26 protein-coding genes are annotated in these 26,586 nt (G+C 39.8%); 5 read left to right on the top strand and 21 right to left on the bottom strand.

Annotation, left to right across the window (positions count from 1 at the left end; genetic code table 11):
* Positions 1 to 11: 11 nt before the first annotated feature.
* Both yqeH and AYR53_RS08130 read right to left on the bottom strand, forming a co-directional pair.
* Positions 12 to 1,133, bottom strand: a complete 1,122-nt coding sequence (gene yqeH / locus AYR53_RS08135; RefSeq protein WP_068223660.1) for a ribosome biogenesis GTPase YqeH — start codon at positions 1,131 to 1,133, stop codon at positions 12 to 14.
* Positions 1,126 to 1,656: a YqeG family HAD IIIA-type phosphatase gene (locus AYR53_RS08130; RefSeq protein ID WP_068223658.1), complete on the bottom strand. Its 531-nt coding sequence runs from the start codon at positions 1,654 to 1,656 to the stop codon at positions 1,126 to 1,128. The genes yqeH and AYR53_RS08130 overlap by 8 nt, the downstream gene beginning before the upstream one ends.
* Before the next feature lie 219 nt (positions 1,657 to 1,875).
* On the opposite strand from AYR53_RS08130, the gene AYR53_RS08125 reads away from it, so the two are divergent.
* Positions 1,876 to 2,811 carry an NADP-dependent oxidoreductase gene (locus AYR53_RS08125; protein WP_068223656.1) on the top strand — a complete coding sequence of 312 codons (936 nt, stop codon included), beginning with the start codon at positions 1,876 to 1,878 and terminating at the stop codon, positions 2,809 to 2,811.
* A 117-nt stretch (positions 2,812 to 2,928) separates the two neighbouring features.
* Here AYR53_RS08125 and rplT read toward each other — a convergent pair whose 3' ends face one another.
* From rplT to AYR53_RS08050, 15 genes are all read right to left on the bottom strand, one after another.
* Complete coding sequence (rplT, locus tag AYR53_RS08120; RefSeq protein ID WP_068223655.1) at positions 2,929 to 3,285, bottom strand: 50S ribosomal protein L20; 357 nt, start codon at positions 3,283 to 3,285, stop codon at positions 2,929 to 2,931.
* Positions 3,286 to 3,370: 85 nt separating this feature from the next.
* Positions 3,371 to 3,571 (bottom strand): 50S ribosomal protein L35, encoded by a 201-nt coding sequence (rpmI, locus tag AYR53_RS08115; RefSeq protein ID WP_068223651.1) that lies wholly within the window; start codon positions 3,569 to 3,571, stop codon positions 3,371 to 3,373.
* A 41-nt stretch (positions 3,572 to 3,612) separates the two neighbouring features.
* Positions 3,613 to 4,113 (bottom strand): translation initiation factor IF-3, encoded by a 501-nt coding sequence (gene infC, locus AYR53_RS08110; RefSeq protein ID WP_068226196.1) that lies wholly within the window; start codon positions 4,111 to 4,113, stop codon positions 3,613 to 3,615.
* Between the two features lie 203 nt (positions 4,114 to 4,316).
* The gene (gene thrS, locus AYR53_RS08105; protein ID WP_068223648.1) at positions 4,317 to 6,302 is read right to left on the bottom strand and encodes a threonine--tRNA ligase; all 1,986 of its coding nucleotides are present in this window, start codon (positions 6,300 to 6,302) and stop codon (positions 4,317 to 4,319) included.
* A 312-nt stretch (positions 6,303 to 6,614) separates the two neighbouring features.
* Positions 6,615 to 7,550: a primosomal protein DnaI gene (gene dnaI, locus AYR53_RS08100; protein WP_068280844.1), complete on the bottom strand. Its 936-nt coding sequence runs from the start codon at positions 7,548 to 7,550 to the stop codon at positions 6,615 to 6,617.
* Between the two features lie 2 nt (positions 7,551 to 7,552).
* Positions 7,553 to 8,926 (bottom strand): replication initiation and membrane attachment family protein, encoded by a 1,374-nt coding sequence (locus tag AYR53_RS08095; RefSeq protein WP_068223643.1) that lies wholly within the window; start codon positions 8,924 to 8,926, stop codon positions 7,553 to 7,555.
* A gap of 10 nt (positions 8,927 to 8,936) precedes the next feature.
* Positions 8,937 to 9,437, bottom strand: a complete 501-nt coding sequence (gene nrdR, locus AYR53_RS08090) for a transcriptional regulator NrdR (RefSeq protein ID WP_068223640.1) — start codon at positions 9,435 to 9,437, stop codon at positions 8,937 to 8,939.
* A 350-nt stretch (positions 9,438 to 9,787) separates the two neighbouring features.
* Positions 9,788 to 10,387: a dephospho-CoA kinase gene (gene coaE / locus AYR53_RS08085; RefSeq protein WP_068223637.1), complete on the bottom strand. Its 600-nt coding sequence runs from the start codon at positions 10,385 to 10,387 to the stop codon at positions 9,788 to 9,790.
* The gene (gene mutM / locus AYR53_RS08080; RefSeq protein ID WP_068223634.1) at positions 10,384 to 11,223 is read right to left on the bottom strand and encodes a DNA-formamidopyrimidine glycosylase; all 840 of its coding nucleotides are present in this window, start codon (positions 11,221 to 11,223) and stop codon (positions 10,384 to 10,386) included. Before mutM ends, coaE begins: the two co-directional genes overlap by 4 nt.
* 9 nt (positions 11,224 to 11,232) lie before the next feature.
* Positions 11,233 to 13,905 (bottom strand): DNA polymerase I, encoded by a 2,673-nt coding sequence (polA, locus tag AYR53_RS08075; protein WP_068223631.1) that lies wholly within the window; start codon positions 13,903 to 13,905, stop codon positions 11,233 to 11,235.
* A 199-nt stretch (positions 13,906 to 14,104) separates the two neighbouring features.
* Positions 14,105 to 14,812 (bottom strand): Bax inhibitor-1/YccA family protein, encoded by a 708-nt coding sequence (locus AYR53_RS08070; protein ID WP_068223628.1) that lies wholly within the window; start codon positions 14,810 to 14,812, stop codon positions 14,105 to 14,107.
* Between the two features lie 227 nt (positions 14,813 to 15,039).
* Complete coding sequence (murC, locus tag AYR53_RS08065; RefSeq protein WP_068223626.1) at positions 15,040 to 16,371, bottom strand: UDP-N-acetylmuramate--L-alanine ligase; 1,332 nt, start codon at positions 16,369 to 16,371, stop codon at positions 15,040 to 15,042.
* Positions 16,372 to 16,480: 109 nt separating this feature from the next.
* Positions 16,481 to 18,763: a DNA translocase FtsK gene (locus tag AYR53_RS13315; protein WP_075168904.1), complete on the bottom strand. Its 2,283-nt coding sequence runs from the start codon at positions 18,761 to 18,763 to the stop codon at positions 16,481 to 16,483.
* 161 nt (positions 18,764 to 18,924) lie between these two features.
* Positions 18,925 to 19,572 (bottom strand): YtpR family tRNA-binding protein, encoded by a 648-nt coding sequence (gene ytpR, locus AYR53_RS08055; protein ID WP_068223623.1) that lies wholly within the window; start codon positions 19,570 to 19,572, stop codon positions 18,925 to 18,927.
* 22 nt (positions 19,573 to 19,594) lie between these two features.
* The gene (locus AYR53_RS08050) at positions 19,595 to 20,050 is read right to left on the bottom strand and encodes a universal stress protein (RefSeq protein ID WP_068223619.1); all 456 of its coding nucleotides are present in this window, start codon (positions 20,048 to 20,050) and stop codon (positions 19,595 to 19,597) included.
* Between the two features lie 283 nt (positions 20,051 to 20,333).
* Here AYR53_RS08050 and AYR53_RS08045 point away from each other — a divergent pair, with 283 nt between their 5' ends.
* Positions 20,334 to 20,651 (top strand): hypothetical protein, encoded by a 318-nt coding sequence (locus AYR53_RS08045; RefSeq protein ID WP_068223616.1) that lies wholly within the window; start codon positions 20,334 to 20,336, stop codon positions 20,649 to 20,651.
* A 17-nt stretch (positions 20,652 to 20,668) separates the two neighbouring features.
* Here the strand turns inward: AYR53_RS08045 and trmB are convergent, their stop codons facing one another.
* The 4 genes from trmB to AYR53_RS08025 form a co-directional block, all read right to left on the bottom strand.
* Entirely contained in the window at positions 20,669 to 21,319 is a 651-nt protein-coding gene (gene trmB / locus AYR53_RS08040; protein ID WP_068223612.1) for a tRNA (guanosine(46)-N7)-methyltransferase TrmB, read from the bottom strand.
* Positions 21,320 to 21,513: 194 nt separating this feature from the next.
* Positions 21,514 to 22,299, bottom strand: coding sequence for a phosphotransferase family protein (locus AYR53_RS08035; RefSeq protein ID WP_068223608.1), 786 nt, complete (start codon positions 22,297 to 22,299; stop codon positions 21,514 to 21,516).
* Between the two features lie 69 nt (positions 22,300 to 22,368).
* Positions 22,369 to 23,580: an ABC transporter permease gene (locus tag AYR53_RS08030; RefSeq protein ID WP_082920453.1), complete on the bottom strand. Its 1,212-nt coding sequence runs from the start codon at positions 23,578 to 23,580 to the stop codon at positions 22,369 to 22,371.
* Positions 23,577 to 24,311, bottom strand: a complete 735-nt coding sequence (locus tag AYR53_RS08025; protein WP_068223605.1) for an ABC transporter ATP-binding protein — start codon at positions 24,309 to 24,311, stop codon at positions 23,577 to 23,579. Before AYR53_RS08025 ends, AYR53_RS08030 begins: the two co-directional genes overlap by 4 nt.
* A 111-nt stretch (positions 24,312 to 24,422) precedes the next feature.
* Here AYR53_RS08025 and AYR53_RS08020 point away from each other — a divergent pair, with 111 nt between their 5' ends.
* The 3 genes from AYR53_RS08020 (at position 24,423) to AYR53_RS08010 (ending at position 26,377) form a co-directional block, all read left to right on the top strand.
* Positions 24,423 to 24,860, top strand: a complete 438-nt coding sequence (locus AYR53_RS08020) for an HIT family protein (protein ID WP_068223603.1) — start codon at positions 24,423 to 24,425, stop codon at positions 24,858 to 24,860.
* 3 nt (positions 24,861 to 24,863) lie between these two features.
* Positions 24,864 to 25,235: a YtxH domain-containing protein gene (locus AYR53_RS08015; protein ID WP_068280847.1), complete on the top strand. Its 372-nt coding sequence runs from the start codon at positions 24,864 to 24,866 to the stop codon at positions 25,233 to 25,235.
* A gap of 233 nt (positions 25,236 to 25,468) precedes the next feature.
* Complete coding sequence (locus AYR53_RS08010) at positions 25,469 to 26,377, top strand: peptidylprolyl isomerase PrsA (RefSeq protein WP_068223597.1); 909 nt, start codon at positions 25,469 to 25,471, stop codon at positions 26,375 to 26,377.
* Positions 26,378 to 26,586 lie beyond the last annotated feature (209 nt).

Below are 26,586 nucleotides of genomic sequence, written 5' to 3'. Positions count from 1 at the left end.
TTTAATCTCCTTTAAATTAATGCCTTCCGCAAACTAACCGCTACACCTTTGGGCGCCCAACCGGCTATAACTGCCCCGGCTGGCACTGTTACCCAACCCAGTCCGGCAAAAACAAGATCGCTTTTCTCTTTTGGTGTGAACTGGATACGTTCTAATTCAGGAAAAGCAGCAACTTCTTTAGCCCGTGGTGGTTGTAACAATTTACCCACTTGGCGGGTGTAAAAGTCCGTTGCGTTTTGTAATTTAGTTCGGTGAACTAATAGATTATTGTCTAAATAAAACGTGAAACTACGCTTGGGTCCTTCTTCATAATCAAAACGCGCTAACCCAGCCAAGAAGACCGTTTGCCCGCCATTTAATTGGTATGTTTTTGGTTTAATTGATTTTTGCGGTGTGACTAATTTTAAATCTTTGGCCCCTAAATAATAAGCCATTTGCTCACGATGAATAATTCCCGGTGTATCAATTAGGTTATGGCCATCATCCAGCGGAATCTCGATTTTATCCAACGTTGTTCCAGGAAAACGTGAAGTTGTAATTAAATCCTGTGTTCCCGTTGTTTGGCGGATAATTTGATTAATTAAAGTTGATTTACCAACATTAGTCACCCCAACAACGTAAACATCGCGCCCATTCCGGTATTTTTCAATTGCGGCTAATAAATCGTCTAATTCATAACCACTTTTAGCACTGGTCAATAAAACATCAATTGGTCGTAAACCAACTGCGTGTGCTTGTTCCCGTAACCAATTCTTTACTTTAGTCCGTTTAACTGAACCTGGTAAAACATCAACCTTGTTTCCAACTAATAAAACCGGATTATCACCCACAAACCGGTGAAGGCCTGGAATTAGGCTACCAGAAAAGTCAAAAATATCAACAACATTAACGATCAATGCGTCAGCCTCACCAATTTGAGTTAATAAGGCCAAAAAGTCATCATCCGTCAAACGAACATCAGAAATTTCGTTATAGTGCCGTAATCGAAAACAACGCTGACAATATAACTCACCAGTTTCTTTGGCCTTTTCTAAAGCCGCCTGTGGTGTGTAACCTGCTTCATTTGGTTGCGTTGTTTGAATCTGGGCACCACACCCGATACAATAAAGTGCTTCTTCATTACTCTCAGTCATTTAGGCTATTCCTCCACGTTAATTCTGGATATTCCCGATCTAAATGCCGCATAAAAAATTTTTCAAAAAAGCGCGTAATACTTGTATTCCACGCATCAGTTTCCACTAAGGGATGTACTAAAATTGTTCGAATATGTGCTGCATTAGCGGCCAACATATCCGTTAACAATTGATCACCTACCATGACAATTTCACTATCGGCTAGGCCCAGTTGAACCTTTGCTCGCCGAATGCCAAAGGAAAATGGCTTCATAGCCCGAGCAATGTAAGGTAACCCAAGCGATGTGACTGCGCGGTGAATTCGTTTAGCATTATTATTAGAGACCACAACGACTGGAATCTTGGCCTCTGCCATAGTTTTAATCCAAGCTTGCAACTCCTTTGTTCCCGTTGGATTATCCCAAGCAATCAAAGTGTTATCAAGATCAGCTAACACGGCCTTAATACCGTGCCGCTTTAAATCAGCAGGGGTTATTTGTACCACTGCACTTAACTTCCAAGTTGGCTTGTAGTTTAAAAACATGTTGACTCCTTAACTAATTTTGTCTATGTCCAACAACAAATTAATGAAGAAACAGTTTTAGTACTTGATCCATTAATCTGCATTACTAGTCTTTCATTATAAGCGAATTCAGACTAAAATGCACTCTTCCCACTAACTTTGTTGTTGAATCGTTATCCTTCTTATTTTCAAAAAGCTTTGCTATGATACGCTTATAAGAATATAGAAAGGATGGTTATTATGCAAAGTTTCGGTTTTAATCAATTCGGACCGCCATCAGTTTTTAAAGAAATAGTTCAGGCCCCGCCAGTACTGTCTCCAATTCGGGTTTTAGTTGACGTCATTGGCTTTGGTCTAAATCCATATGATGCCGCCCTACGTCGTGGTGAACAACAGGCTAATCGGCCCTTACCTTTTCCAATCGTTCCCGGTACTGACGTTGTTGGCACGATTAATTCAATTGGTAGTGACGTCACTGATTACTTGCCTGGTGATCTTGTAATTGCACACCCAAACATTGGTGGTTACGCCAGTCAAGTGCCCGTTTCACATAATAAAATTGGCCGGTTGCCTTCTGCTTTTCCAATTGAGCAAGCTGTTGGGCTACCATCAGTTGGCATCACTGCTTACAATATTTTATTCAACGCACTATCAATTCGGCCAGCCCAATCACTGGCAATTGAAGGTGCGGCCGGTGGCGTTGGTAGCTTATTACTTCAATTGGCCAAGGCCGCTGGTTTATCGGTTACGGCAGTTGCGGCCTCAAAGCACGCCAATTTATTGGACCAATTAGGTGCCAATCAGTTTATTCCTAGTGAGAAATTTTCCACTGCCAACGTTAAATTCGATATCGTTATTAACGCAATCAACGGCGGTAACGATCAAGAACGTGGTGTGGCGCACGTTAAGGCTAGTGGGCAATACCTCTCCTTAAACCCGATTGCAGAAGCCTTAAAACAAGCCCACCCTCAAATCACAATGACTGCCTTTCAACCAAAAAGAGAGTATCGTGATCGGCCTGCACTTGGCTACCTCACTAAGCTAATGCAACAAAAAGAACTAGTTGTTCCAATTGCCCAACAATTTGATTTCAACCTTACCAGCGTTATTGTGGCCCAAAGCCTATTGGAACAGCGCCACTCAGCCGGTAAACTGATCGTTTTAAAAAACAAGTAAAAAGCGGCTATTTTTTACTTTTAAGAACTAAAAAAGGTTCGAGACAAAATAAACTTTTGTTCCGAACCTTTTATAGATTATAAACTTTTATAGATTATAAATGGATGATGATATTAATTATGCTAAAGCCTTTTTAGCTTGGTCAGTTAAAGCAGTAAATGCTTTAGCATCACTAATAGCAAGGTCAGCTAACATTTTACGATTGATATCAATTCCAGCAAGTTTCAAACCATGCATTAATTTGCTGTAACTAATTTCGTTGATCCGTGCTGCAGCGTTGATCCGTGCAATCCATAATTTACGGAAATCACGTTTAACCTGACGACGATCACGAAATGCATAATGATATGAATTCATTACTTGGTCATTAGCAGATTTGAATAATAGATGCTTGGCACCGCGATAACCTTTGGCTAATTTTAAAACTTTTTTACGACGTTTACGCGTCACTGTTCCACCTTTAACACGTGGCATAGAAAATTCCTCCTTGATTACACCTCAGACTGAACTCAATTCAGGTTCCAAGGTCGCATAAAATTAAGATTTAAACGATAAAATGCTATTTCATTTGTGAAAGCATTTGTCGAATTCGCTTCATATCGCTAGCTGAAACCATTGATGGCTTTGCTAAGAAACGACGTTGCTTTTTGGTTTTACCATGGAAACGGTGACTCGTGTATGCGTGATGACGTAAAAGACCACCGTTACCGGTCTTCTTAAAACGTTTTGCTGATGCACGATGTGTTTTTTGTTTTGGCATAATTAAAATCTTCCCTTTCTATAAAGCTAATTTTAGTAGCTTTACTTTTCTGCATTTGGTTGGAGCATCATCGACATACTCCGACCGTCCATTTTAGGATGTGCAATAACAGTTGAGATATCTGCCGTTTCCTTCGCTAAACGCGATAGAACATCACGACCGATTTCTTTATGTGTAATCGCACGACCACGAAAACGAATTGACGCTTTAACCTTATCGCCTTTAGATAAGAATTTCCGCGCGTTCTTCAACTTAGTGTCGAAATCGTTTTGGTCGATTGTTGGACTCAATCTAACTTCTTTGACGCTGACGATTTTCTGTTTCTTACGGGCGTCGCGTTGCTTTTTCTGCAACTCAAAACGGTATTTCCCGTAATCCATAATCCGCGCAACTGGTGGCTTTGCGTTAGCAGCAACAACGACAACATCAAGATTTGCTTGTTCAGCAATTTTTAATGCGTCTTGTTTACTTTTAACTCCTAATTGATCACCATTTTCCGCAATTAAGCGGACTTCGCGAGCACGAATCCCATCATTGACCATCATGTCTTTTGCTATGGTTATTCACCTCCGTAAGAATTCGAGAAAAATGCAGAAAAAAACGAGCTTTGCTAAAAATAGCAAAACCCGCCACAAGTTATTCAAACTTGATCCGTACGTTATTCTGCCCAGAGACTGTACTGTCAACTTAGGCGAGAAGCGGGTTGCTTCTGCTTTTAATTCTCAACTTTTAAAGTTTAGCGTGTTTAATTCTTTTTGTCAAGTTGTTTAGTACTATCATTCTGATAAGACTTTCCAGTCCGACTATAGTTACCCACTTCGGCAACCATTGCGTCGATAAACATATTAGTATCTTGGGCAACGGTCTTTTCTTCACCGTAATGGCGAACAGAAACAGTTGCATCCTCAATCTCTTGATCACCAATAACTAATGAATAAGGAATCTTTTGAGTTTGGGCTTCACGAATCTTGTAGCCCATCTTCTCGTTACGTTCGTCAACCTCAACACGTAGGCCGGCCTTAATCATCCGATCACGTACTTGATAAGCATATCCGGCGTGTAAATCATTCTTAACTGGAATAATAACCGCCTGAACTGGTGCCAACCAAGTTGGAAAGGCACCCTTATACATCTCCGTTAGGTAAGCAACGAAACGTTCCATCGTTGAAACGAGGCCACGATGAATCATAACTGGACGGTGTTCTTCACCATCATTGCCAACGTAAGATAAATCAAAACGTTCTGGCAACATAAAGTCTAATTGAATCGTTGACAATGTTTCCTCATTACCAAGAGCAGTCTTAGTTTGAACATCTAGCTTAGGACCATAAAATGCCGCTTCACCTTCAGCTTCAACGTAGTTCAAACCAAGTTCGTCCATAGCACCTTTCAACATCTTTTGAGCACGATTCCACATGGCATCGTCATCAAAATACTTTGCAGTGTTCTTAGGATCACGGTAACTTAGACGGAATGAGTAGTCATGGATATCGAAATCATCGTACACTTCAATCATTAAATTCAAAATCTTTTTAAATTCATCCTGAATTTGATCTAACGCAACAAATGTATGACCATCATTTAAAGTCATTTCACGAACTCGCTGTAAGCCGGATAAAGCGCCGGATTTTTCGTAACGATGCATCATGCCAAGTTCAGCAATCCGAATTGGCAATTCCCGGTAAGATCGAATATGATGCTTATAAATTTGGATATGACTTGGACAGTTCATCGGGCGTAACTCAAGCTGTTCACCATCACCCATGTCCATTGGTGGGAACATATCTTCACGATAATGATCCCAGTGACCTGATGTCTTGTAGGCATCTAAATTCATTAAAACGGGTGTGTAAACGTGCTGGTAACCGTGGGAGATTTCTTTGTCAATAATGTAACGCTCAATGGTCCGACGAATAGTAGCACCTTTAGGCATCCAGTATGGCAAGCCTGCACCAACTTTCGGGTCAACAAAGAACAAATCTAACTTATTACCAATAACACGGTGATCACGATCATGGGCCTCTTGGCGACGTTGATCATCAGCTTCCATTTCTTTCTCACTGAAGAAGGCCGTTCCGTAGACACGCTGTAACATATTGTTACTGGACTTACCTTGCCAATAAGCACCGGCGACAGACAAAAGCTTCGATACCTTCAAAACCTTCGTATCTGGTAAAACACCTTGTTCACCAAAATCAACGAAATCATCTAAATGATACAAAACAACTTCGTCACTATCCAAGTTGTTAAGTAAAGTCGTTTTATACTGATCATCCTTGAACTGTGCTAAAGCAGCAGCCTTAGTAACTGTTTTACGCGTAATTTTACCATCCTGTTCAACCAATTTGCGCATTTCTTGATTGATTGCCTCAAGATCATCCTCTGATACCGGTTTTTTATTATTATCTGTATCATAATAGAAGCCGTGCTCCGTTACGGCGTGTTCACCGAATCGCATTTCTGGATACAAATGCTTTAAAGCAGCACCTAACGTTAAACTAGCAGTATTCCAAAGAACTTGTAGTGCAGCGGGATCATTTTTGGTAATAATCTCAATTGCCCCATCATGCTTTAAAGGTGCAGTCAAATCAACTAGTGCACCATCCAATTTACCCGCAATTGCCTTTTTACCAAGACTAACGCTGATCGACTTAGCCACATCGGCCACACTAGCCGTCTCTTCAAATGCCTTTTTAGCACCATCAGGGAACGTTAACGTAATTTCTGCCATATCTAAATTCCTCCTTAAAATAAATAAAAAAAGTCCCTGAAGCAATAGTTGCTTCAGGGACGTATAAACGTGGTTCCACCCAAAATTTAAAACTTCAAAATGAAGTTTCCTTATTAGCGCTATTAACGGTTGCGTACCGGCTCAACTTTGCATTGAGCATCTCAAAAAGCGGTCAATAACGCTTTTACTTATGCACTTCTCAGCACCAGTGCACTCTCTTTAAGTAAATTCTCGTTAAAGTTGTCTTTCTTCGTTGATACTTTTATTGAACCACACTCGATTTGTTAATTCAAGTCTACCTTGAAAATTAATCTAATTATTTTTCGGCTTCAAGCGACGATTCTGGCCTAACAATTCAACTTCCTGACTCAAGAAACGAACACGTTCCATAATTCGTTTTGCCTTCAGGGGCTCATTTTCACCCCGTTGACTAACTGTTAGATGTTCTTTTTCTAACGCCTGCATTGAAAAATTAGAGGAGAAAAAAGTCGTTAACTCTTCTTGCATTCGAAATTGAAGAATAACACCTAAAACGTCATCCCGAATCCAACTAGACATTGAATCGGCGCCGATATCATCTAACATCAAAATTGGTGCTTTTTTAATGACATCAATTTTTTCCATTAAATTATTCTGCCCAATTGCGTTCTTCATTTCTACTGCAAACGTTGGGAAATGTAGTAGCGTTGTCTGAAAACCATTGACCGCCAATTCATGGGCAATTGCTCCCAGTAAATACGTTTTACCTACACCAAAACTACCATACAGGTAAAGTCCTTGGTGAAATTTTTTTGGTTCTTTGATGTAATCAGTAACAAAGGTAACGCCAGCCTGAAGTGCCCCAGTACGATTTTCTGGATAGAACTGATCCAAACGTGCCGCCTGAATATTCTTAGGCATATTAATTGAGTGTACCCGTGAACGTAAGGCGTTATCCTTTTGTTCTGCAACCAATTCTGCCGTTGGAACATAAGTAACGTCAATGAAGTGGTGATTTAAGAAAAGTTTTGGCTCGTAGCCAGGGGCCAAAGAAGCTTTATCAGACAAAAATTTATGCTTCTCAGTTACAAACTCATAGAGCTTGGCCGCCGAACGATCAATTGTTGCCTGATCGATGGCCTTCTGATTAGCCGTAATGAATTGCTGAACGTCAGTATCCTTCATAACTCGTGCCATTAGTTCATCATAATGCTGATTAAGGTTTCGACGATTCATTAAAATGCGCAAATTTTTTCCCATATCTTCCATTACTACTCACCACCCTTTCGTAACGTTTTCAGTGCCTTTAGACTCTTTTGCAGGGCCAGTTCTTGTTCATTAGAGACAGCTTCCTTAGGCGCCTTAAAGCCTTCCTGGGCCCACTCAGGTAGTGTCTCTTGGCGAGTTGTCCCCCGCGTTCTTTTCTTAGTTACTTTCTTAGGCTTGTAGAATTCTTTAACCTCACTCATTGCGGCCTCAGGCGTTGTTACATGGTGCTGCAGCCAGCCATTGGCAACGCTATCCAAATAACTTTGATTTAACGTCGGCATTTTACGGACATTGATCATATAATGAATCAAAATATTAATGACCGAGTTAGGAAACACTTGCCGCTTAACTAAACGCTCCAGCACCCGTTCCTCACTACTGGCAACATAACCACCCTGTTGCTGTTTTAGTTGTTGTAGAAATTCGACTGGCGAATACTGACGACTAACCGCAATTAATTTTTGATCAGAGGCACTAAAACCGGCCTTCTTTAATTCTTGGCTGGATAAATTTTTCCGTGTCACGGCCGTTTTTTCGGTTGTCAAATTTGATTGTCCCCGAAACTGGCGGGCAATCAATTGCCGGAACGCCTTAACATCCAATTGATTGGTTGCCACATTGACACTTTCACCAATATATTGTGCCATTTCTAATTCACTAATTCCGTAGAGCTGGTGCATCGTTAAAATTAATTGGTGATTTTCGTCTACTTGTTTATCGTCAACAAAACTTGATTTTAGCTGTTGCTTAAAAAATGACCAATCAAAACTTTGCTCAGCTTCTGAAGTAACGCTGGGACGGTTAGCCACCTTTACTTGAAATTCAGATTTGGTTTCTGCAATTGTGGCCGGTGGACTATCCAATAAGGCGGAGTTCACGTGAAAAACTTCGAGGAAATTTTTTGTTATTTCCGTTAAATCCTTTTTGCTGACCACACGTAACCGAAACTTATCTTTTAGAACGTTAAATCGTTCTTCACCAACTGCTTCATAAAGCAATAAGCTCAATAAATCGTCTTTAAAAAAAGCATTTGGTGCCTGAGGGGCGTAAAGTTCATAAACGAAATAACGCCCTTCTGGGACTGTTCGCGTATAAGTTTTTAGTAGACCCAATGCCTCCAAACGTAGGCGGCTATCATAAAAATCCGGTAAATCAATATTTAACAGTGCCAATAAAGTTGTATGTGGTTTTTGATCAGATAACAGCGGGTTCGGTACAATTTCCGTCCAAAGCGTTAAAAATAAACTAAACGCAGTAACTCCCATTAATGGCTGGTATAAATAAGTCAGAATTTGCCGATCAAAGTCCGATAAATAATTTGCCTTAGTCACTAGAAAGCCGTCTCTAGGACTTAAATTAGAAAAGGCATTTTGCAACCATCACACCTCACTTTTTGGGTTGATCCGTTGATTTCTTATCATTAGTTTGTTTTTTATCTTTTTCTACCATATCGTTTAATTCTTTTAGAAAAACATTCATATCCTTAAATTGCCGGTAGACACTAGCAAAACGAATATAAGCAATTTCGTCAACATCTGCTAGTAAGCCCATGACGTATTCACCAATTGCCTGTGAGGCGACTTCATTTTCACCCAATGAACGCACCTTATTTTCAACTTCATCAACAATCTGCGTCATTTGTTCCATGGTCACAGGCCGTTTTTCAGCAGAACGAATTAACCCACGCAAAATCTTCTCACGATTAAACTCTTCCCGCGTACCATTCTTTTTAATAACCAATAACGGTGTTTGTTCTACGCGTTCAAACGTTGTAAAACGGAAACCACAATTTTCACATTCCCGGCGGCGGCGAATAACCCGGCCTTCATCTGTTGGCCGTGAATCAACAACTCGCGAACCATTGTGATGGCAACGAGGACATTGCATAATTAACACCTCTCATCTTTAGTGTTCTTTACCTGAAATAGTATACCATTAATCCATTGGTGCAAGTCCAACAATCAAATAAGGTCAGGAAAAATTCCTCACCTTATTGATTGAAAAGCCAGTTAGATTCTACACCATAATTGAAAAGCATTATTGGCCAGATTGATTAGGCAAGGATATAACCCGAGCGACAGTACTTGTGCCAATATTTTTAGGCCAAATTAGCTAGCTAAATACTAGAAAAGGTTTTAAATCACGCAATAGCCGACCATTTTCATCATACTTTCAGCCAAGTAACTTTATTAAAAGATATTGTCGCTTAAGCGAAACCTCGCTAATTTGGTAACACATTAAACAAAATGATTCTGTTTTAAAAAATCTAACATTTGCTGTTTTGTTTGTGCAACCGTACCACTATTGTCAATCACGACGTCCGCTAAGGCACGCTTTTTTGCCAATGGCCACTGCGTATTAATTCGCGCCAATGCGGCAGTATAGGTTAACTGATCACGCCTCATTAGCCGTTGCAATTGCAATTCTTTCGGAATCTCAACTAATAAAGTCACATCGGTCAACTTATCATAACCAGTTTCAAACATTAACGGAACATCTAAAACAATTAATGACGCTTTCTTTTCTTTTAATAATTGTAAACGTTTAGTGATGGTTTCCCGAATCAAGGGCGCCGTAATCTTCGTTAGTTTTGCTAATTCCTTCGATTGGCCAAAAACTATCCGCCCAAGATATTGCCGGTTTAAATGACCGTCCGCCTTTAACACAGCTTCAGAAAAAGTGGCAATAATTTGTTGCAGCCCAATCGTACCTGGTTCAACAACTTCCCGCGCAATGATATCGGCATCAACTACTGGAAAACCAAATTCATTTAAATAACGACTCACAGTCGATTTGCCACTGGCAATTCCGCCAGTAAGGCCCAAAATCACGGTCATTTTGTTGGTACGTTTAACACTTGACAGTGAGGACAGAAATGCGTTCCGCGTTGGGCCAATCGCGTCTTTTCAATCGTGCCACCACAACGTTCGCAGGCCTCACCTTCGCGTCCGTAAACGTGTAATGATAACTGAAAACCACCAGTGGCTCCGTAGGCATCCGTATAACTACGAATTGTTGTTCCCTTAGCCTTAATTGCCTGTTTCATTTCAGCAATAATATTATCGTGTAATAACTTCACCTGTTGATCTGTCAACGTATTGGCCGGCTGTAGCGGATTAATACCGCTTAACCAAAGTACCTCATCGGCGTAAATATTACCTAGGCCAGCAACTACTTGTTGATCTAGTAGCGTTGGTTTAATCGCTTTTTTATGTCGTTTAAGCCCTTTAGTAAAGTCCGCAATTTTAAACGTCTGTGCAGTTGGCTCGGCTCCTAGCTTATTCAAACCTGGTAAAGTCATTTCCTGCCCCGTTTTAATGAGGGTCATTCGCCCAAACTTGCGGACGTCTAAATAGCGGAGCGCAGTCCCATCAGTAAAATTAAAAATAACGTGCGTATGTTTCGTGACCGGATCATCCTGCTTATTTAACCGGTACTTACCTTCCATCCGCAAATGAGAAACCATCGTCATCTGCTCACTCAAGCGAAATAATAAATACTTGCCCCGACGATCAATTTCGATAAAAGTTAATCCCTGTAGGGTTTGTCTAAACTGTTCAGTATCGCCGTTAACAATCTTCGGCCATAAAACCTGAACCTGATCAATTGTCTTATTCAAAATTAGTTCGCGCAACCCTTGCCGAACTGTCTCAACTTCTGGTAATTCTGGCATTTTGTCACCTTAATCCTTTACGTTATACCAAGTTGGCCCGCTACCAAAACCAACCTTCATGGGAACCTCTAAATCGACTGCAGAGTCCATCACTTGTGGAACTAATTTTCTTAGAACTGGAATTTCATCATCCGGTGCTTCAAAAATTAATTCATCGTGTACTTGCAATAACATCGTTGCCTTTAATTTGTGCTCCTCAAGTGCCTTATGCATATTCAACATGGCAACTTTGATAATATCGGCCGCACTACCTTGGATTGGCGTATTCATCGCGGTCCGTTCGGCAAAAGAACGCAAATTAAAGTTTTTGGCGTTAATGTCGGGTAAATAACGGCGCCGATGAAAGAGGGTTTCAACGTAACCATGGTCTTTAGCCGACTGAACAATGTCAGTCATATATTTCTGAACATTAGGGTATTCACGGAAATAATTATCAATGTAGTTCTTTGCCTGGAGACGTGTAATCCCAATGTTTTGCGATAATCCGTAATCACTAATACCATAGACAATACCAAAATTAACGGCCTTCGCTTCACGCCGCATATTTGGCGTCACATCGGCAGGTGAATCCAAATTAAAAATTCGCATGGCCGTACTAGCATGAATATCCATTCCTTCTTTAAAGGCCGCCTGCAGATTTTTATCGTGGGAAATATGGGCCAAAACACGTAACTCAATTTGCGAATAGTCAGCCGCAAAAATTTGCCACCCTTTTTCACGTGGGACAAAAGCCTGGCGAATTTGCCGGCCATCTTCATCACGCACTGGAATATTCTGTAAATTAGGGTCAATCGACGACAAACGCCCTGTTTGCGTTAACGTTTGTAAATAAGTCGTGTGAATTTTACCATCCTCGGGATGAATGACCTTCAGTAAGCCGGTAATGTAGGTTGACTGAATTTTAGTCAAACCACGATAATCTAAAACATCACTGGCAATTGGTGCAATACCCTTTAATTTTTCAAGGACGCCAACTGCAGTTGAGTAACCAGTTTTAGTCTTTTTTATTACTGGTAAATTCATTTTTTCAAACAAGATGGCCCCTAATTGTTTGGAAGAATTAATGTTAAACTCTTCTTCTGCTTCCGCATAAATCTTTTCCTGAATTTGTTGAATGCGTTCCTTAAAGGACCCCCGCATATCGTTTAAACGATCCTTATCGATTTTAATTCCAGCAATTTCCATTTGTGCCAATACTAGCGCTAATGGTATTTCTAATTCATTAAATAAACCGATCTGATCATTAGCTTCTAATTCATGGCTTAATTTAGGCTGTAATTGTTCAATTGCCCGCGCCTTACGCGCCAGATGTTCCGCAAATTCAGTTTCATTTTCTGGTAAAGCCTTCTTAGATCCCTTGCCATAAACTTCTTCATCCGTAGCAACATCACTGTATTGATGTAACTGGGCAATTTTACCTAGGTCATTACTGTTATCATTCGTATTTAACAAATATGAAGCCAATAGTAAATCAAAAGTTGTCCCGTTTAGCCGAATTCCAAGCCGATTTAGGCCAACAAATGTCCGTTTCAAATCAAAAACTAATTTTGCTTGTTGATTATCGGCAAAAAAAGCAACGAAATCAGGTTGCTGTAATAATTTGATATCTCGTCCAAAATACCAATGATCCTCTTGGCCAATTACAAATCCCGCAAAATCAGAAGTGTGGTAATTACTGGCTAACATTTCTAAATAGAACACAACCGGCCCGGAAAATTTAGCCAAAACCTGCTTGATATTTTCATTCGTTAATTGTTCAAATTTTATCGTCGTTTTAGCGGCTACTTCAGTTGGTGCCACGGCCGAATCAAGCTTACTTAAAAACGAATTAAAGTCCATTTCTTTGTAAAATTCAATCAATTTATCAAGGTCACGTTCTTGTCGCTTGAGTTCGGTGACTGAAACCTTAATTGGCGCGGCAGTATTAATTGTTGCCAGTTTTTTACTTAAAAAGGCATTAGAACGATCTTCTTGTAAATGCTCCTTCATTTTACTGGCCTTCAGATCATCAAGGTGCTCATAAACACCCTCGACACTGTCGTATTCCTTTAATAATTTAATCGCCGTTTTTTCACCGACCTTGCGGACACCAGGATAGTTATCTGAAGTATCACCGGCAAGACCCTTCATATCGATAATTTGCTTAGGCTGTAAACCATATTTTTCCATAACATGTTCCGGCGTGTAGGCCTCCGTCTGATTAACGCCTTTAACTGTAACGTTAACCGTCACCTCTGCGGTTGCTAATTGTGTCAAATCCCGATCGCCAGTGACTATATCAACCTGAAATCCAGCTTGACTTGCCTCTTTAGCTAACGTACCAATAATATCGTCGGCTTCATAATTCGCTAACTCATATGATTTAATACCATATGCGGTTAATAGCTGGCGTAAATACGGTAGTTGTTCAGATAATTCTGAGGGTGTCTTGGCACGCTGGCTCTTATATTCAGCAAACTCCTTAGTTCTAAAAGTTGTTTTACCTGCATCAAAGGCCACTAAAACGTGAGTGGGTTTAAATTCTTTTAAAACGACGTCTAGCATCGTATTAAAAGCGTAGATTGCGTTGGTATGTAAGCCGTCATGATTAATAAACGTATTAACCTGAGAATGGAGCGCGAAAAAGGCCCGAAAAGCGACACTATTTCCGTCTATCAATAATAAATGCTTGTCAGTCGCCATTATCATTCTCCTTTTTTAAATAACACACCTAATTTTACCAAATGTTCAGTTAAAAAACGCTTTGAACATAAAAAAGCGGAATAAAGGTTGTTCGTTTCAGAATTTAGTTCAAACAACTAATTACTTTCTAAATTAATTAGTCGTTTGCTAACCTCCTGAACCGATCTTTTATCCCGCATTAATCTTTTTAAACTTTATTTTAACGATTGCTTGATCCGCCAAAACCAAAAATTCGAAGGAAGAACAAGAATAGATTAATAAAGTCCATGTAAAGCTGTAAAGCACCCATGACCGCTAAGCCATTAGTATTAATCTCGGTGCCGTGCTGCTGGTAGATAAGCTTTAAACGTTGGCTATCCCACGCCGTTAAACCAATAAAGATAATAACGCCAATGAAGGAAAAAACGTAGTCGATCATTGGATTGCGTAGGAACATATTAACGACCATTGCAACAATCAAACCAATTAATGCAGCAAAACTCATTTGACCAATGCCATTTAAATTACGTTTAGTTAATGAACCATACAAGCTCATACCGGCAAAGGTTCCCGCAGCAGCAACAAAAGCAGTCGTAATGTTACCAGTAGTGTACATTGACAAAATTAAAGCCAAGGTTAACCCATTAATCACAGCGTATAGCATGAATAGCATAAATGACATTAAGCCACCACGACTCACTCTAAAACTTGTCCCCATAACTAAACCAACTTCAGCAATCATTAAAATCCACCAAATAGCAGGGTGTGCACTCACAAAACCAAAAAATTGGGTCCGGTAAGTAGTTAAAGTCAAAAATGAAACTAAAGCAGAAACAATAACACCTAGTGTCATATAGCCGTAGACCTTAGTTAAGAATCGACCCAGACCAGTATCGTTAACTAAAATTCTTCTTGGTTCTTCTTGCATTAATTCAACACTCCATTTCTTCTTGGAATTCCTTATATTAGGTAGTGTTCCCAGCAGCACAGATAGAAACTTTAAGCACTCATTTTTAAAGCCGCATCATTACAATTCCTATATTTGATCAACTAATAGTTGGTTTTTTGGTAACACCGTTAACCCATTCTACCAAATTTAGCAAAGAACACAACTGAATTGTAACCGCTAAAAAGTAAAACACAATAATCACTACGCTAATTATTTTTTAAGCTACTGTTACTAAGGAGTTCTTCGTAAACTTTTTCATATTTTTGAACGTCGCCGGCACCCATAAAGACAACCACGGCATCATGATAATCAAGTAACGGTGACATATTGTCTTGCTTCAAGACAGTACCACCCTTAGAAATCTTAGCACCTAAATCAGCACTAGAAATTTTACCTGCTTTTTCACGGGCCGATCCAAAAATATCGGTTAAATAAACAACATCTGCTAGATTTAAACTCTTAGCAAAATCATCTAAATAAGCAATTGTACGTGAAAAAGTATGTGGCTGAAAAACAGCAATAATTTCCTTGTCGGGATATTTTTGCCGCGCCGCATCAAGGGTTGCCTTAATTTCAGAAGGATGATGAGCATAATCGTCAATAATTGTCATATCGGCCATTTTACGTTCGGAAAAACGCCGTTTAACGCCCTTAAAACTAAGTAGTTCCCGCGCAACTTCATCCCCGGATATTTTTTCCATATAAGCAACGGCAATGACGGCCAAACTATTTAAAATATTATGCTCGCCAAATAATGAAATCTTGTAATGGCCTAGATTCTGCCCCGCATGCAAAACATCGAATTCAGAACCTTTAACGGTTCGTAAAATATTTTTGGCCTGAAAATCATCCCGCTCACTGGTCCCGTAGTAATAGATGGGAACCTTCGTTTTTAATTCTCGTAGTTTAGGGTCGTCCCCCCAAGCAAAAATTCCCTTTTTAACCTGGTTAGCCTCAGTTTGAAAGGCATTAAAAACGTCATCAATACCAGTGTAGTAATCTGGGTGATCAAAATCAATATTAGTCATAATCATATAATCAGGTGCCTGAGCCAAAAAATGACGACGGTATTCGTCAGCTTCAAACGCAAAAAATTGCGAGTTCTTAATTCCCTTACCGGAGCCATCACCAATTAAATAGCTAGTTGGCGCGATGCCGCTTAAAACGTGGGCTAATAAACCAGTTGTACTGGTCTTACCGTGGGCACCTGCCACACCAATACTCGTGTGTCCTTGAATGATTCGGCCAAGTAATTCTGGATAATGAATAATTGGCAACCCTAATTTTTTTGCTGCCTGAATTTCGGGATGGGTATCTTCAAAGGCATTGCCAGCAACGATGGTTAAGCCAGCGTGAATATTTTTAGCATCAAAGGGGTAGATCTTAATGTCCGCCTTCTCTAAATCACGTTGTGTAAACGTATACTGCGTAATATCGGAGCCCTCCACCTGGTAGCCTTCATCGTGTAAAACCATCGCAAGTGAACTCATGCCGGAACCTTTAATCCCCACAAAATAATAAACTGTGTTGTTATCCACTGTTAAGTGTCCTCTTTTCTTCTCTCAGTAAGTTAATTTTAGCATAACCTGGCTCCCTTTTAGGAGTGTTAACTAAAACTATTTTTAATTAATCTTGTTCAAATACACCCTAATTTGAATCGCTATTATCTTGTTGAGCCAGATCCTCAGGCGTCAAATAAACATCCCTTGGCTTAGAGCCACTGGCCGGTGAAATAAATTTACTGGACTCAAGATCGTCAATTAAACTGGCCGCGCGATTATACCCAATTTTAAATTCACGTTGCAGTTTCGAAGTTGAAACGTGCTGTTCATTCGCAATATAGGTTAAAACTTGGGGATAAAGTTCATCCTGGTTTTCTTTTTCTTCCGCCTTTTCCAGTAATCCGTCTGGCTCAAATAAATAATGTGGTGCCAGTTGTTTCTTTACAAATGCGACAATTGGGTCAATTTCAGGCTCAGCGTAAGTTCCTTGAATGCGGATTGGCTGACTCTGACCATTTCCAAGGTAAAGCATGTCACCACGACCAAGTAACCGTTCGGCCCCACCTTGATCAATAATGGTTCGTGAATCAATCTGACTGGAAACCATAAAGGCAATTCGAGTTGGAATGTTATTCTTAATTGTTCCAGTAATAATATCCACACTGGGCCGCTGTGTCGCCACAATTAAGTGGATTCCTGCCGCCCGGGCCTTTTGCGTAATCCTAACAATATAGTCTTGAACCTCAGTTGAGGCCACCATCATTAAATCAGCCAATTCATCAATAATGATAACAATATAAGGTAACTTAAGTCCATAATCGCCATGAGCTTCGGCCTTTTGATTAAATTGCTCTAAATTACGAACCCCAGCTGCCGCCAGCTTTTGATAACGATTTTCCATCTCTTCCACTGCCCACTTCAATGAGGCAGAAGCGGCCTTCGGATCAGAAATCACCGGCGATAATAGATGTGGTAAACCATTATATGGTGCAAGCTCAACGGCCTTCGGATCAATTAGTAATAATTTAACTTCACTTGGCTTAGCCTTAAACAAAATCGAAAGTAATAGGCTGTTAATAAAGACGCTCTTACCTGAACCAGTCGCGCCAGCAATTAATCCATGGGGCATTTTAGCGATATTAGTGACCATTGGTTGACCAAATAAATCCACGCCTAAGGCAATTGTTAGCGGCGAGCGACTAGCCTTAAATTTTTCAGTTGCCACAACTTCTGATAACATCACCGGCCGCGACTTCAAGTTGGGGATTTCAATTCCAACTGTGGATTTACCAGGAATTGGTGCTTCAATTCGAATATCCTTTGCCGCCAAGGCCAATTTTAAATCGTCACTTAAATTAGTGATTTTACTAACTTTTACTCCCCGCGCCAGTGAGATCTCAAACTGAGTAACGGCCGGACCAATACTCCAACGTGCCACCGTTGCCTTAACGTTAAAAGCATTTAAGGTTTCATTTAAAACAACGCGCTGATTTTCTACCCAAGCACTCATTTCGCTTGTATTTGTTTTAACTGGTTTAGGCAATAAATCTAATGGCGGTAACTGATAATGTTGATCGTCCAAGGAAACTTGTTTTTTTATTTTTAAACCGGCGGTACTTTGCGGCATTTTTTCATCACGTGAAGTAACGGTCGCCTCTTCTGCCACTGGTGCTGAAGACTCGTGCACAATAGACTTTACCGTTATATTGGGTGTTGCAGCCGCAGTGGACGCCACCGCTATTGGTTCAACAGCGGCCGTGGCCACCGTTTTCGTTGATGTTTTTATTACCTCTGGCAACACTTTTGTTTGCACCTTTTCAGTCTGTGCTGGACTTTCTTGGCGCTGCAATCGATAGGCCTTAATCGCGGCCAGAACTTTTCGCCAGGATGCAACCGGCTCATCAATTTTTGTTACCTTCTTAGCCGGTTGTTGTGATTGTGAGGCCGCTGTTGAAGCATTTGTAACAACCGCCACCTTTTTATTGTCTTCAACACTTGCAGATTTTATTTCATTTGTTATTGGCGGTTGGGCCGCTTGACTGGTCGTTGGCGGAATAGCTGCCTTAGTCGGTTCCACATCAGTCCTAGACTCACTTTGCTCATCAGTTGCCAACGTAAATGAAGTTGCTACCGCAGCCGTTGAAGCAGCCACTGAATCGGTTCCTGTTTCTGCAAAAAATAAACTGACACCCAAAGCTGTTTCCAATTCAGTAGCCAACTTGTCCAAACGCTGATCCTCGGCCTGACGAACCTGATGAGGTGCTTGGGGTACGTAGGTTGGCCTAAATCGGTGCGCCGTAACTTTAGGCTTATTAGGTACCGTTACCCGAGGCTGCGCAATTTTTTGTGTGGCCATCTTCTGTGGCACACGCTGCTTTTGTTTTCTAGCTTGCCAGCGAAGAAAAACTGGGCCATCGTAATGATTCATTTTTGACTTCCTCCATTTACAGCTTCTAACAACTAACTATAACGTAAATTGGTTAAACTTTCATATTATTCCCAAAATTTAACAAAGATTTTGTCAACTAAAAAGGCCCCTTTAATCAGGACCTAAAGTCGCTCATTAAACGGACACTTGTTTACTAAGAATTAATCATTTTGTTCCGCCACAATTGCAGCTCCTTTATTAAAATCAAAGGGCGCTCCAGTAGGTGCATCAGTTGGTAGAACTAAAATTCCCCGCTTTTTAGGCGCGTTGGGTAACCCTAATTCACGAGCGGCGCTGATCATGCCATCACTTTTAACTCCCCGTAATTCACCTGGCCAAATAATCTGACCATTAGGCATCATCGCACCAACCTTGGCAACCACAACTTTCTGCCCCTGAGCAACATTGGGTGCACCACAAACAATTTGTAGAGTCGTTCCAGAATCGACCTCAACCATTGCAATATGCAAATGATCCGAATCAGGATGTTCTACCAATGTTTTAACGTGCCCAATGACAAATTTCGGAGTTAGATCACTGACCAGTTCAGGCTCAAACCCGGCGGCCTGTAATGCATCATTTAACCGAGCAACCTGATCTGCTGATAATAATACCTGACCATTTGCCTTCAATTCAGGTAGAGTTTGACTAATTTTTAAAAAATTATAACCAAGGGTCACATCACTTGTCCGATCTTTAATTCTAACAATATTATCCTTTTTCTGGCTATCTTGATGTTCTGTATCTGCGTGCAAAATAGCAATTAGGACATTCTTAAATGAAACAGAATTTAAACTAGTAATTAACAATATCTTTTCCTCCGGTTTGTGCTTACTTTGAACGAACAATCAGAACATCACAAGGCGCATCCCGCGTGATTGCTGCAGAAACTGAACCCATCATAAAGCGTTCAACGGCATTTAATCCTGATTGACCTACTATGATCAAATCAATGTGGTATTGCTTAGGCAGTTGCCGTGACATTAATTGTCGTGGTGAGCCAAAGGCAAGTACAGTTTGTACTTCCTTTATACCAACTTTTTTAGCCTTTTCGAGGTAACCTTGAAGCATCCGCTTTTGGTCAGCAACGTCAGTTACGGCTATTTCAACACCTGTGCTAGCAAAATCGGCCGTCGTGTAGGCCTGATTTTCAACAACATACGCAATTATGAGCTTTGCCTTATTGCGTTCGGCCGTTTCAACGGCCTTTTCAAAGGCCTTTTTTGCCTGTTCACTACCATCAATTCCAACTAAAATTGTTTGGTACTCTTGTACTTTTTCTACCAAATCATCAGATCCTTCGGCTTACGATCATTTTCATTAATTGACTACGCTAACTTCATTCTACTGCCTCAAAACCGATTTGCAACCAAGTAACTTTTAATTACTCGATTAACTGCTTATACTGAAGCTAGACCGTGTTTGGAAAAGCAGCTTCCTACGGTCGGGACAAAAATCCCTACTCTTATTGTTTCCGAACATCACCCTAGAACATGCGCTAAAAGTCTGGACGATTTTCCAAACACACCACTCCCCAAGTAGTTATTTTAAATGCAAAGAAGGTTAGCGAATGCATAAAACTAAACGTTCCATTATAAGCGGCACTTTATTTGGTATTGCTAGTGGTATTTTTCTGCACAAAATGGCTCACCAAATCTATCAAAGACAACCTAACCAAATCCTTAATCGGGTTAAGGCTGCTTTTCTAACAACGGGTAACATCGAAGGTTCGTGGATTGAAACGAAAAAATTAACTTCAAAAAAGTACCCACTGACAACAACCGTTTATTACGGTGGGATTACCCGCTATGAACACCAACAGTTAATTCAGTACGAGTTTATTGCCGATGCAAAAACAGGTAGTGTCCTCGACTTATTTCGCCTTTAACTATTGGCTAGCACGTACTATTTGGCACCGGCAAATTGAATTTTGGCCAAATAAATTGGGTGCCCCATCTGACTAAAACGTTGTTCGTATTCGGTTTCAATGTTATCCGTTATTTCGGGGCTGTTATGCAAGTCGAGTGATAGCTGTTCAAATTGAGCGCCATAGGCATTAAAACTCATTAGTGAAAATTCAAACAGTCCCCGATTATCGGTTTTAAAAGTCACTTTTCCCTCAGGTTGCAAGACCTGTTCATACATTGCTAAAAAAATTTTATGTGTCAACCGTCGTTTGGCGTGACGTTTTTTTGGCCACGGATCCGAAAAATTAAGGTAAAGGTTTGCTACCTCATCGGTGGCAAAATAATCCGTTAAATTTTCGCCATTAGCTTGAATTAGGTATAAATTGGGTAGTTTTTCAAGTAATTGTTTTTCCAAAATCATTATCGCAACGGAAGGCTGTAATTCTATTCCGATAAAATTCTGTTTAGGGTAAGCCTTTGCCATTTCAATAATAAAACGGCCCTTACCAGAACCAATCTCAACATTTAGTGGCTGTGTTTCAGCAAATTTAGTTTGCCATTTTCCTTTAAAATCTGCCGGAATGGTCGTGATAGACTGCGGATTATCCGCAATTTCACCCACGGCCCGCGGTTTATTTCTTAAGCGCATCGCTGTTACCTCTTTCTTTTAAATATCACCTGAAAAAGTGAGATTAAAACAAAAGTTAGTCAAATTCTAACAATAACTATAATTAGCCTGTTTACAGGTATTAGTTACCAGTTAGGATTCTTCATTTAGTGCCTTTTAAAAAAGCACTAAAACTTTTGTTCTAGTCTCACTTTTTTTGAGCAATAGTTCTATCTTTATTTTTTATTTATAAATAGTGTTTGTAATTGTATAATTGCCTGATTCATTTCATGATACCGTTGCTGCTGATAAAATTGCTTAACAATTAACAGTAAGTTTAAATAGCCATACCATTCAATTCGTTGAACAATTGCTTCCGTTGGCTTCAAGCCGTACGCTAAGAGCCAATCATCCCAATTAGCCCGTGGAACGTACTGGCACAAAATTGTACTTAAATCAAATGCTGCATCAGCAAACATGGCGTCATCCCAATCAACAATGTATAACCGCTTTTCATCAGATAACAACCAATTCTTATGATTTAAATCCCCATGGCAGACTTCCAATTGATTTTGTTTAACAATTGGCTTGTTCTGGATCAAATACCGTAGCACCTGTTTCAATAACGGATGTTGTCGTAGATCCGAGGATAAATTTAAATAATATTGTTGTAAGAAGTGATCAGATGATACCGTTTGACCGCCAACCTGACGTAACATTTTTTTTAACAAACCTGAATGGTGCACTTTATTAAGTAACTTGGCAACCATTGGTGATTGCATTTCACGATTAGTTAACGTCCGGCCATTCAGCCATTCTTGTGCCGTCAAAACATCGCCACTAGAAATTCGTTTTGTCCAAATTAGGCGTGGCGTGATACCTTCCATTGATAAGGCCGCTAAAAATGGTGATGTATTACGCTTCAAAAAAATCTTCTCTTGCGCACGTGTTCCCACAAAAGCCGCTCCTGTATTACCGCCTACAGGTCGTACCTGCCAGCCGGCATCCAAATCAAAGTCCATCGCCACACCCTCTTTCGTTAGCTAAGTTTATTTTACCGGCCAAAATCAGGTCCGTCAAGATAATCTGGCCTAAGCAGCAATTTTTTGTTTCAAATAGTGTTGTACAAACCAAAAATCAATGGCAACTATCACTAACGTTGCTACTAGCCAAGTAGTAATTGTTGGTAAACTGATTAATAAAACTAAACTAAAAATTACCGATTCAATAACCAAGAGAATCGCGATCAATTGTTTAAATGCCCTTAACCGAATTTTATTTGCGATTGGATAAAGATGTGTAAAAACAATTTCTTCGTAAGTTGTATAAAACGGCACAATTTGGGCCCCCGTTAAATAAATGAATAAGGCCGCAATCAATAATGCTAACCACCACGTTTTTATAAAGAATAAAACAATCGCACCTAACACGGTTAAACGAATAAATAGACCGCTATACTCTGTTCCTCGTAAAAATCCCCGCCAGTAAAGGTACTGGTAAGTATTCTCGTGTTGAGTTCGAATAAAGTGTAATAAGACATCCAGGTAACGCCGGCGCCGCACCTTACCCCGTAGTTGCGGAACATCAGTAAATAAATTAAATATCCGGTACATTTGAAGCATTCGGGATGATTCTGTCGTTAGACAAACCGACCACTGTAAAATATGACCAACTAAAAAACGCTTGGCCGAAAACCGAACTAAAAACACTAAGACAAGGGCCAAAATGACTCCCAAAATTGGGCTGATCCATAAGGAAACCGCAAAGATAATAGCCGCTAAACCATAGAAAATAATGGCACGTTTTCTACTTGTGCGCCCATCACGCTCATAAAGTTCAATTAGCTGTAGCCAAAGTTGACTATCTTTTAATCCAATTAAACTTAAATACAGCCAAAGGCCACTGATTACCGGCAAATTTGCCCCAACCTGTAAAAATGGTAACAAAAAACCAACGATTACCAAACTAAGTAAAACAGGTAAAATCAAACTATAGCGCCGGGCACGAATTAAATACTCACTAAAACTTGTTTCCTTTGGTAAAAGGAACACGGTATCTGCATTTTCAACCAAGGTGGCCAGATGCCCCAAGCTAAGGGTCACTAAAAGAATAACTAAGATTGCTCCTTTAGCCCACCAGAGTGGCGCCGTAATCGTTTTTAAACTATTTGAATAGGCATAAGCCAGACCACCTAATAGGATGAAAACTGCAATCATAAAAAATTCGTTAAAAACTAGGCGTAGATACTTTAACATTTCTTTTTGATGATTCTGTAAACGTTGTTGCCATAATTTTGCCATCATGAGTTTGCCACATCCGTCATTTTAAAGTAGATATCGTCAAGATTGCCAGTTGGTAAATTATATTGTGTTTGTAGTTCAACCAGGCTTCCTTGTCCAGTAATTTTACCTTGATTAAGTAAAATAAACTGATCAGCGGCTTGTTGTGCCGTTGCCAGAACGTGGGTTGACATTAAAACCGCCGCCCCCCGAACCTTCTCGGCCGCAATTACTTGTAATAAATCTCGAACGGCAAGTGGATCTAGACCAGTAAAAGGCTCATCAATAATATACAAGCTAGCTTGCGTTATAAATGCACAAACAATCATGACCTTCTGCTGCATTCCTTTTGAAAAATTGGCCGGAAACCAGTCAAGCCGCTTACTTAAACGAAATTTATCCAATAATTGGTTGGCTCGTTGCCACGCTTCATCATGATTGAGATCATAGGCCATAATTGTTAAATCAATATGTTCCCGCAAGGTTAGTTCTTGATACAGAATTGGTGTTTCGGGAACGTACGCCAACGCCTGCCGGTACGCCTCGGGTTTTTCCGCTAGACTAAGGCCATTTAAACGAATCTCACCCTTCTGCGGTGTTAATAGACCAATAATATGTTTAATTGTCGTTGATTTTCCAGCACCATTTAGACCAATTAGACCAACAATGGTTGCTTCAGGTACTGTGAAGTTCAAATCCTTAATAACTGGAACTCGTGAATAGCCACCAGTTAGGTTTGTTATTTCTAATCCCAAAATCGTCATTCCTTCCCGTGAAATCGTGGTTTTATTGTACTATAGGCCTTAATTTCATTTTACGCTACTTTATGATAGCATGAACTTAAAAGTGAAAGAAGGTCATTATTGATGGACTATGATAAAGATTGTATTTTCTGTAAAATTGTACATAATGAAATCCCAAGTACAGTCGTGTATGAAGACGATGTGGTCAAGGCTTTCCTTGATATTACCCAGGCAACACCGGGACATACCTTACTTGTTCCTAAAAAACACGTTGCCGATATTTTTGACTATGATGAAGCAACGGCAAAGGCAATCTTTAGTCGTATTCCGAAGCTTGCTCGCGCAATTCGTGATTCTAATCCCAACATTAAAGGGATGAACATTGTTAATAATAACGGAAAGGTTGCTTATCAATCGGTTTTTCATTCGCATTTTCACTTAATTCCGCGTTACTCAGAAAATGATGATTTTTCAATGCATTTTGGCGATAATTCCAAGGCTTATTCACCGGCCAGGCTACAACAAGTCGCAGCAAGTATTAAAGCAAATTTGGAGGGCTAAACTATGAAAAAGATTACTAGTGGTTTATTAGCTGGCGCCATCGTGGGTGGTATCACCGGCCTGTTCACAGCAAAACGTAGTGGCCGCCAAACACAACAATTGGTTAAGGATTATTTGGATGGTATTTCCGAAGACGTTTTAGAATTAAATGACAGTCTCGCTCGCTTACGGAAGGCAGCAGCTATCCTAACAAAGGAAGGTTCACAAAATACTAGTCAAACAATGCAAGAACTACAACAATTATTTAGTGATTTTAATTTTCAAACGGAACCACGAATTAAAAAAGTTAAGGATGCCAGCGAAAAAATTCAACGTGATTTAAATTCAGATGGTAGCTTTAATTCAGCAACGACCGATGACGCAGATGACATGTAAACATGATTTTTCACATTATCACCACTAAAAAGTTTTGTGCTATCTATCACTACGGAAAGAAATAGTTAATTTTTATTTTTGGTGGCAATAAAAATTCTTCTGGATCTTATTTTTTTCACCATTATCTTCTTGAAGTTTTTATGAAGAATGCTAACTAGATTTCATTTCGGCCTTAACGTATGTTATATTTAGAATCGTGAGTTTCAGAAAAATATGAAAAGGATGTGCTTTACATGCGTAAAAAATGGCTATTATCCATTATGGGTATCTTTTTAGCCTTCACGTTAGCTGGTTGCGGTAGCAAAACCGTTGCCACAACCTCTGGTGGTAATATTTCGCAACAGGACTACTATAATGAAATGAAGAAATCATCAAGTGGTAAACAAACGCTGCAACAAATGATTTTAGATAAAGTTATGGAGAAACAATATGGTTCTAAAGTTTCTAAAGATAAGGTAGACAAACAATATAATTCGTACAAGAAACAATATGGTTCTTCCTTTAGTTCTGTCCTTTCACAAAATGACATGACTAAGGCCAGCTTCAAGAAGAATTTACGTTCTAACCTACTCTTAGAAGAAGCAGTTAAAGATAACGTTAAAATTACCAACGCTGATTTGAAGAAACAGTGGAAGACTTACCAACCAAAAGTTACAGTTCAACACATTCTTGTAGCTAAGAAATCTACGGCAACAGATGTTATTAATGAATTAAATAAAGATAATTCTGAAAAGAACTTCAAGGCTTTAGCTAAGAAGTATTCAACTGATACCGATACTAAGAATGATGCCGGTAAGTTACCTGCTTTTGATTCAACTGATACTAGTCTTGATTCTAGCTTTAAGACGGCAGCCTTCAAACTTAAAACGAACGAATACACTAAGACACCAGTTAAATCACAATATGGTTACCATGTCATTCGGATGATCAATCACCCGGCCAAGGGCACGATGAAAGAACATGAAGCAACCTTAAAGGCTCAGATTTACAGCAAAGATATGTCTAACAACACCGTTCTTAAGAACGTTATTTCTAAGGTCTTAAAGAAGGGCAATGTTCAAATCAAGGATAATGATTTGAAAGACGTCTTATCTGGCTATGTTGGTAAGAGTAGCACCACAACCTCTTCAACAAGCAACTAACCAGAACTAACTTATTAGTTCTAAAATAGGACAACAGTGATCTGAATTCAGATCCTGTTGCCCTATTTTTTTAACGCCAGAATTTTTAAGGTGCTTTAACTAATTTACCTAAACATGCTGGGCTTTATTAAAAAGTTCTTTAACTAAATTATCATTTGTTTTAAACTAATAATTAACGCTATTATCATTAATTATTAATTTAAGAAGGT

It is taken from the genome of Loigolactobacillus backii (genome assembly GCF_001663675.1).
GTDB lineage: Bacteria > Bacillota > Bacilli > Lactobacillales > Lactobacillaceae > Loigolactobacillus > Loigolactobacillus backii.
This window is presented reverse-complemented; position numbering and strand designations above follow the sequence as displayed.

Excerpts from the sequence above, each read along its gene's own strand:
- yqeH (WP_068223660.1), bottom strand. The coding sequence starts at position 1,133 with ATGACTGAGAGTAATGAAGAAGCACTTTATTGTATCGGGTGTGGTGCC.
- AYR53_RS08130 (WP_068223658.1), bottom strand. The coding sequence starts at position 1,656 with ATGTTTTTAAACTACAAGCCAACTTGGAAGTTAAGTGCAGTGGTACAA.
- AYR53_RS08125 (WP_068223656.1), top strand. The coding sequence starts at position 1,876 with ATGCAAAGTTTCGGTTTTAATCAATTCGGACCGCCATCAGTTTTTAAA.
- rplT (WP_068223655.1), bottom strand. The coding sequence starts at position 3,285 with ATGCCACGTGTTAAAGGTGGAACAGTGACGCGTAAACGTCGTAAAAAA.
- rpmI (WP_068223651.1), bottom strand. The coding sequence starts at position 3,571 with ATGCCAAAACAAAAAACACATCGTGCATCAGCAAAACGTTTTAAGAAG.
- infC (WP_068226196.1), bottom strand. The coding sequence starts at position 4,113 with ATGGTCAATGATGGGATTCGTGCTCGCGAAGTCCGCTTAATTGCGGAA.
- thrS (WP_068223648.1), bottom strand. The coding sequence starts at position 6,302 with ATGGCAGAAATTACGTTAACGTTCCCTGATGGTGCTAAAAAGGCATTT.
- dnaI (WP_068280844.1), bottom strand. The coding sequence starts at position 7,550 with ATGGAAGATATGGGAAAAAATTTGCGCATTTTAATGAATCGTCGAAAC.
- nrdR (WP_068223640.1), bottom strand. The coding sequence starts at position 9,437 with ATGCAATGTCCTCGTTGCCATCACAATGGTTCGCGAGTTGTTGATTCA.
- coaE (WP_068223637.1), bottom strand. The coding sequence starts at position 10,387 with ATGACCGTGATTTTGGGCCTTACTGGCGGAATTGCCAGTGGCAAATCG.
- mutM (WP_068223634.1), bottom strand. The coding sequence starts at position 11,223 with ATGCCAGAATTACCAGAAGTTGAGACAGTTCGGCAAGGGTTGCGCGAA.
- polA (WP_068223631.1), bottom strand. The coding sequence starts at position 13,905 with ATGGCGACTGACAAGCATTTATTATTGATAGACGGAAATAGTGTCGCT.
- AYR53_RS08070 (WP_068223628.1), bottom strand. The coding sequence starts at position 14,812 with ATGCAAGAAGAACCAAGAAGAATTTTAGTTAACGATACTGGTCTGGGT.
- AYR53_RS13315 (WP_075168904.1), bottom strand. The coding sequence starts at position 18,763 with ATGAATCATTACGATGGCCCAGTTTTTCTTCGCTGGCAAGCTAGAAAA.
- AYR53_RS08045 (WP_068223616.1), top strand. The coding sequence starts at position 20,334 with ATGCATAAAACTAAACGTTCCATTATAAGCGGCACTTTATTTGGTATT.
- trmB (WP_068223612.1), bottom strand. The coding sequence starts at position 21,319 with ATGCGCTTAAGAAATAAACCGCGGGCCGTGGGTGAAATTGCGGATAAT.
- AYR53_RS08035 (WP_068223608.1), bottom strand. The coding sequence starts at position 22,299 with ATGGACTTTGATTTGGATGCCGGCTGGCAGGTACGACCTGTAGGCGGT.
- AYR53_RS08030 (WP_082920453.1), bottom strand. The coding sequence starts at position 23,580 with ATGATGGCAAAATTATGGCAACAACGTTTACAGAATCATCAAAAAGAA.
- AYR53_RS08020 (WP_068223603.1), top strand. The coding sequence starts at position 24,423 with ATGGACTATGATAAAGATTGTATTTTCTGTAAAATTGTACATAATGAA.
- AYR53_RS08015 (WP_068280847.1), top strand. The coding sequence starts at position 24,864 with ATGAAAAAGATTACTAGTGGTTTATTAGCTGGCGCCATCGTGGGTGGT.
- AYR53_RS08010 (WP_068223597.1), top strand. The coding sequence starts at position 25,469 with ATGCGTAAAAAATGGCTATTATCCATTATGGGTATCTTTTTAGCCTTC.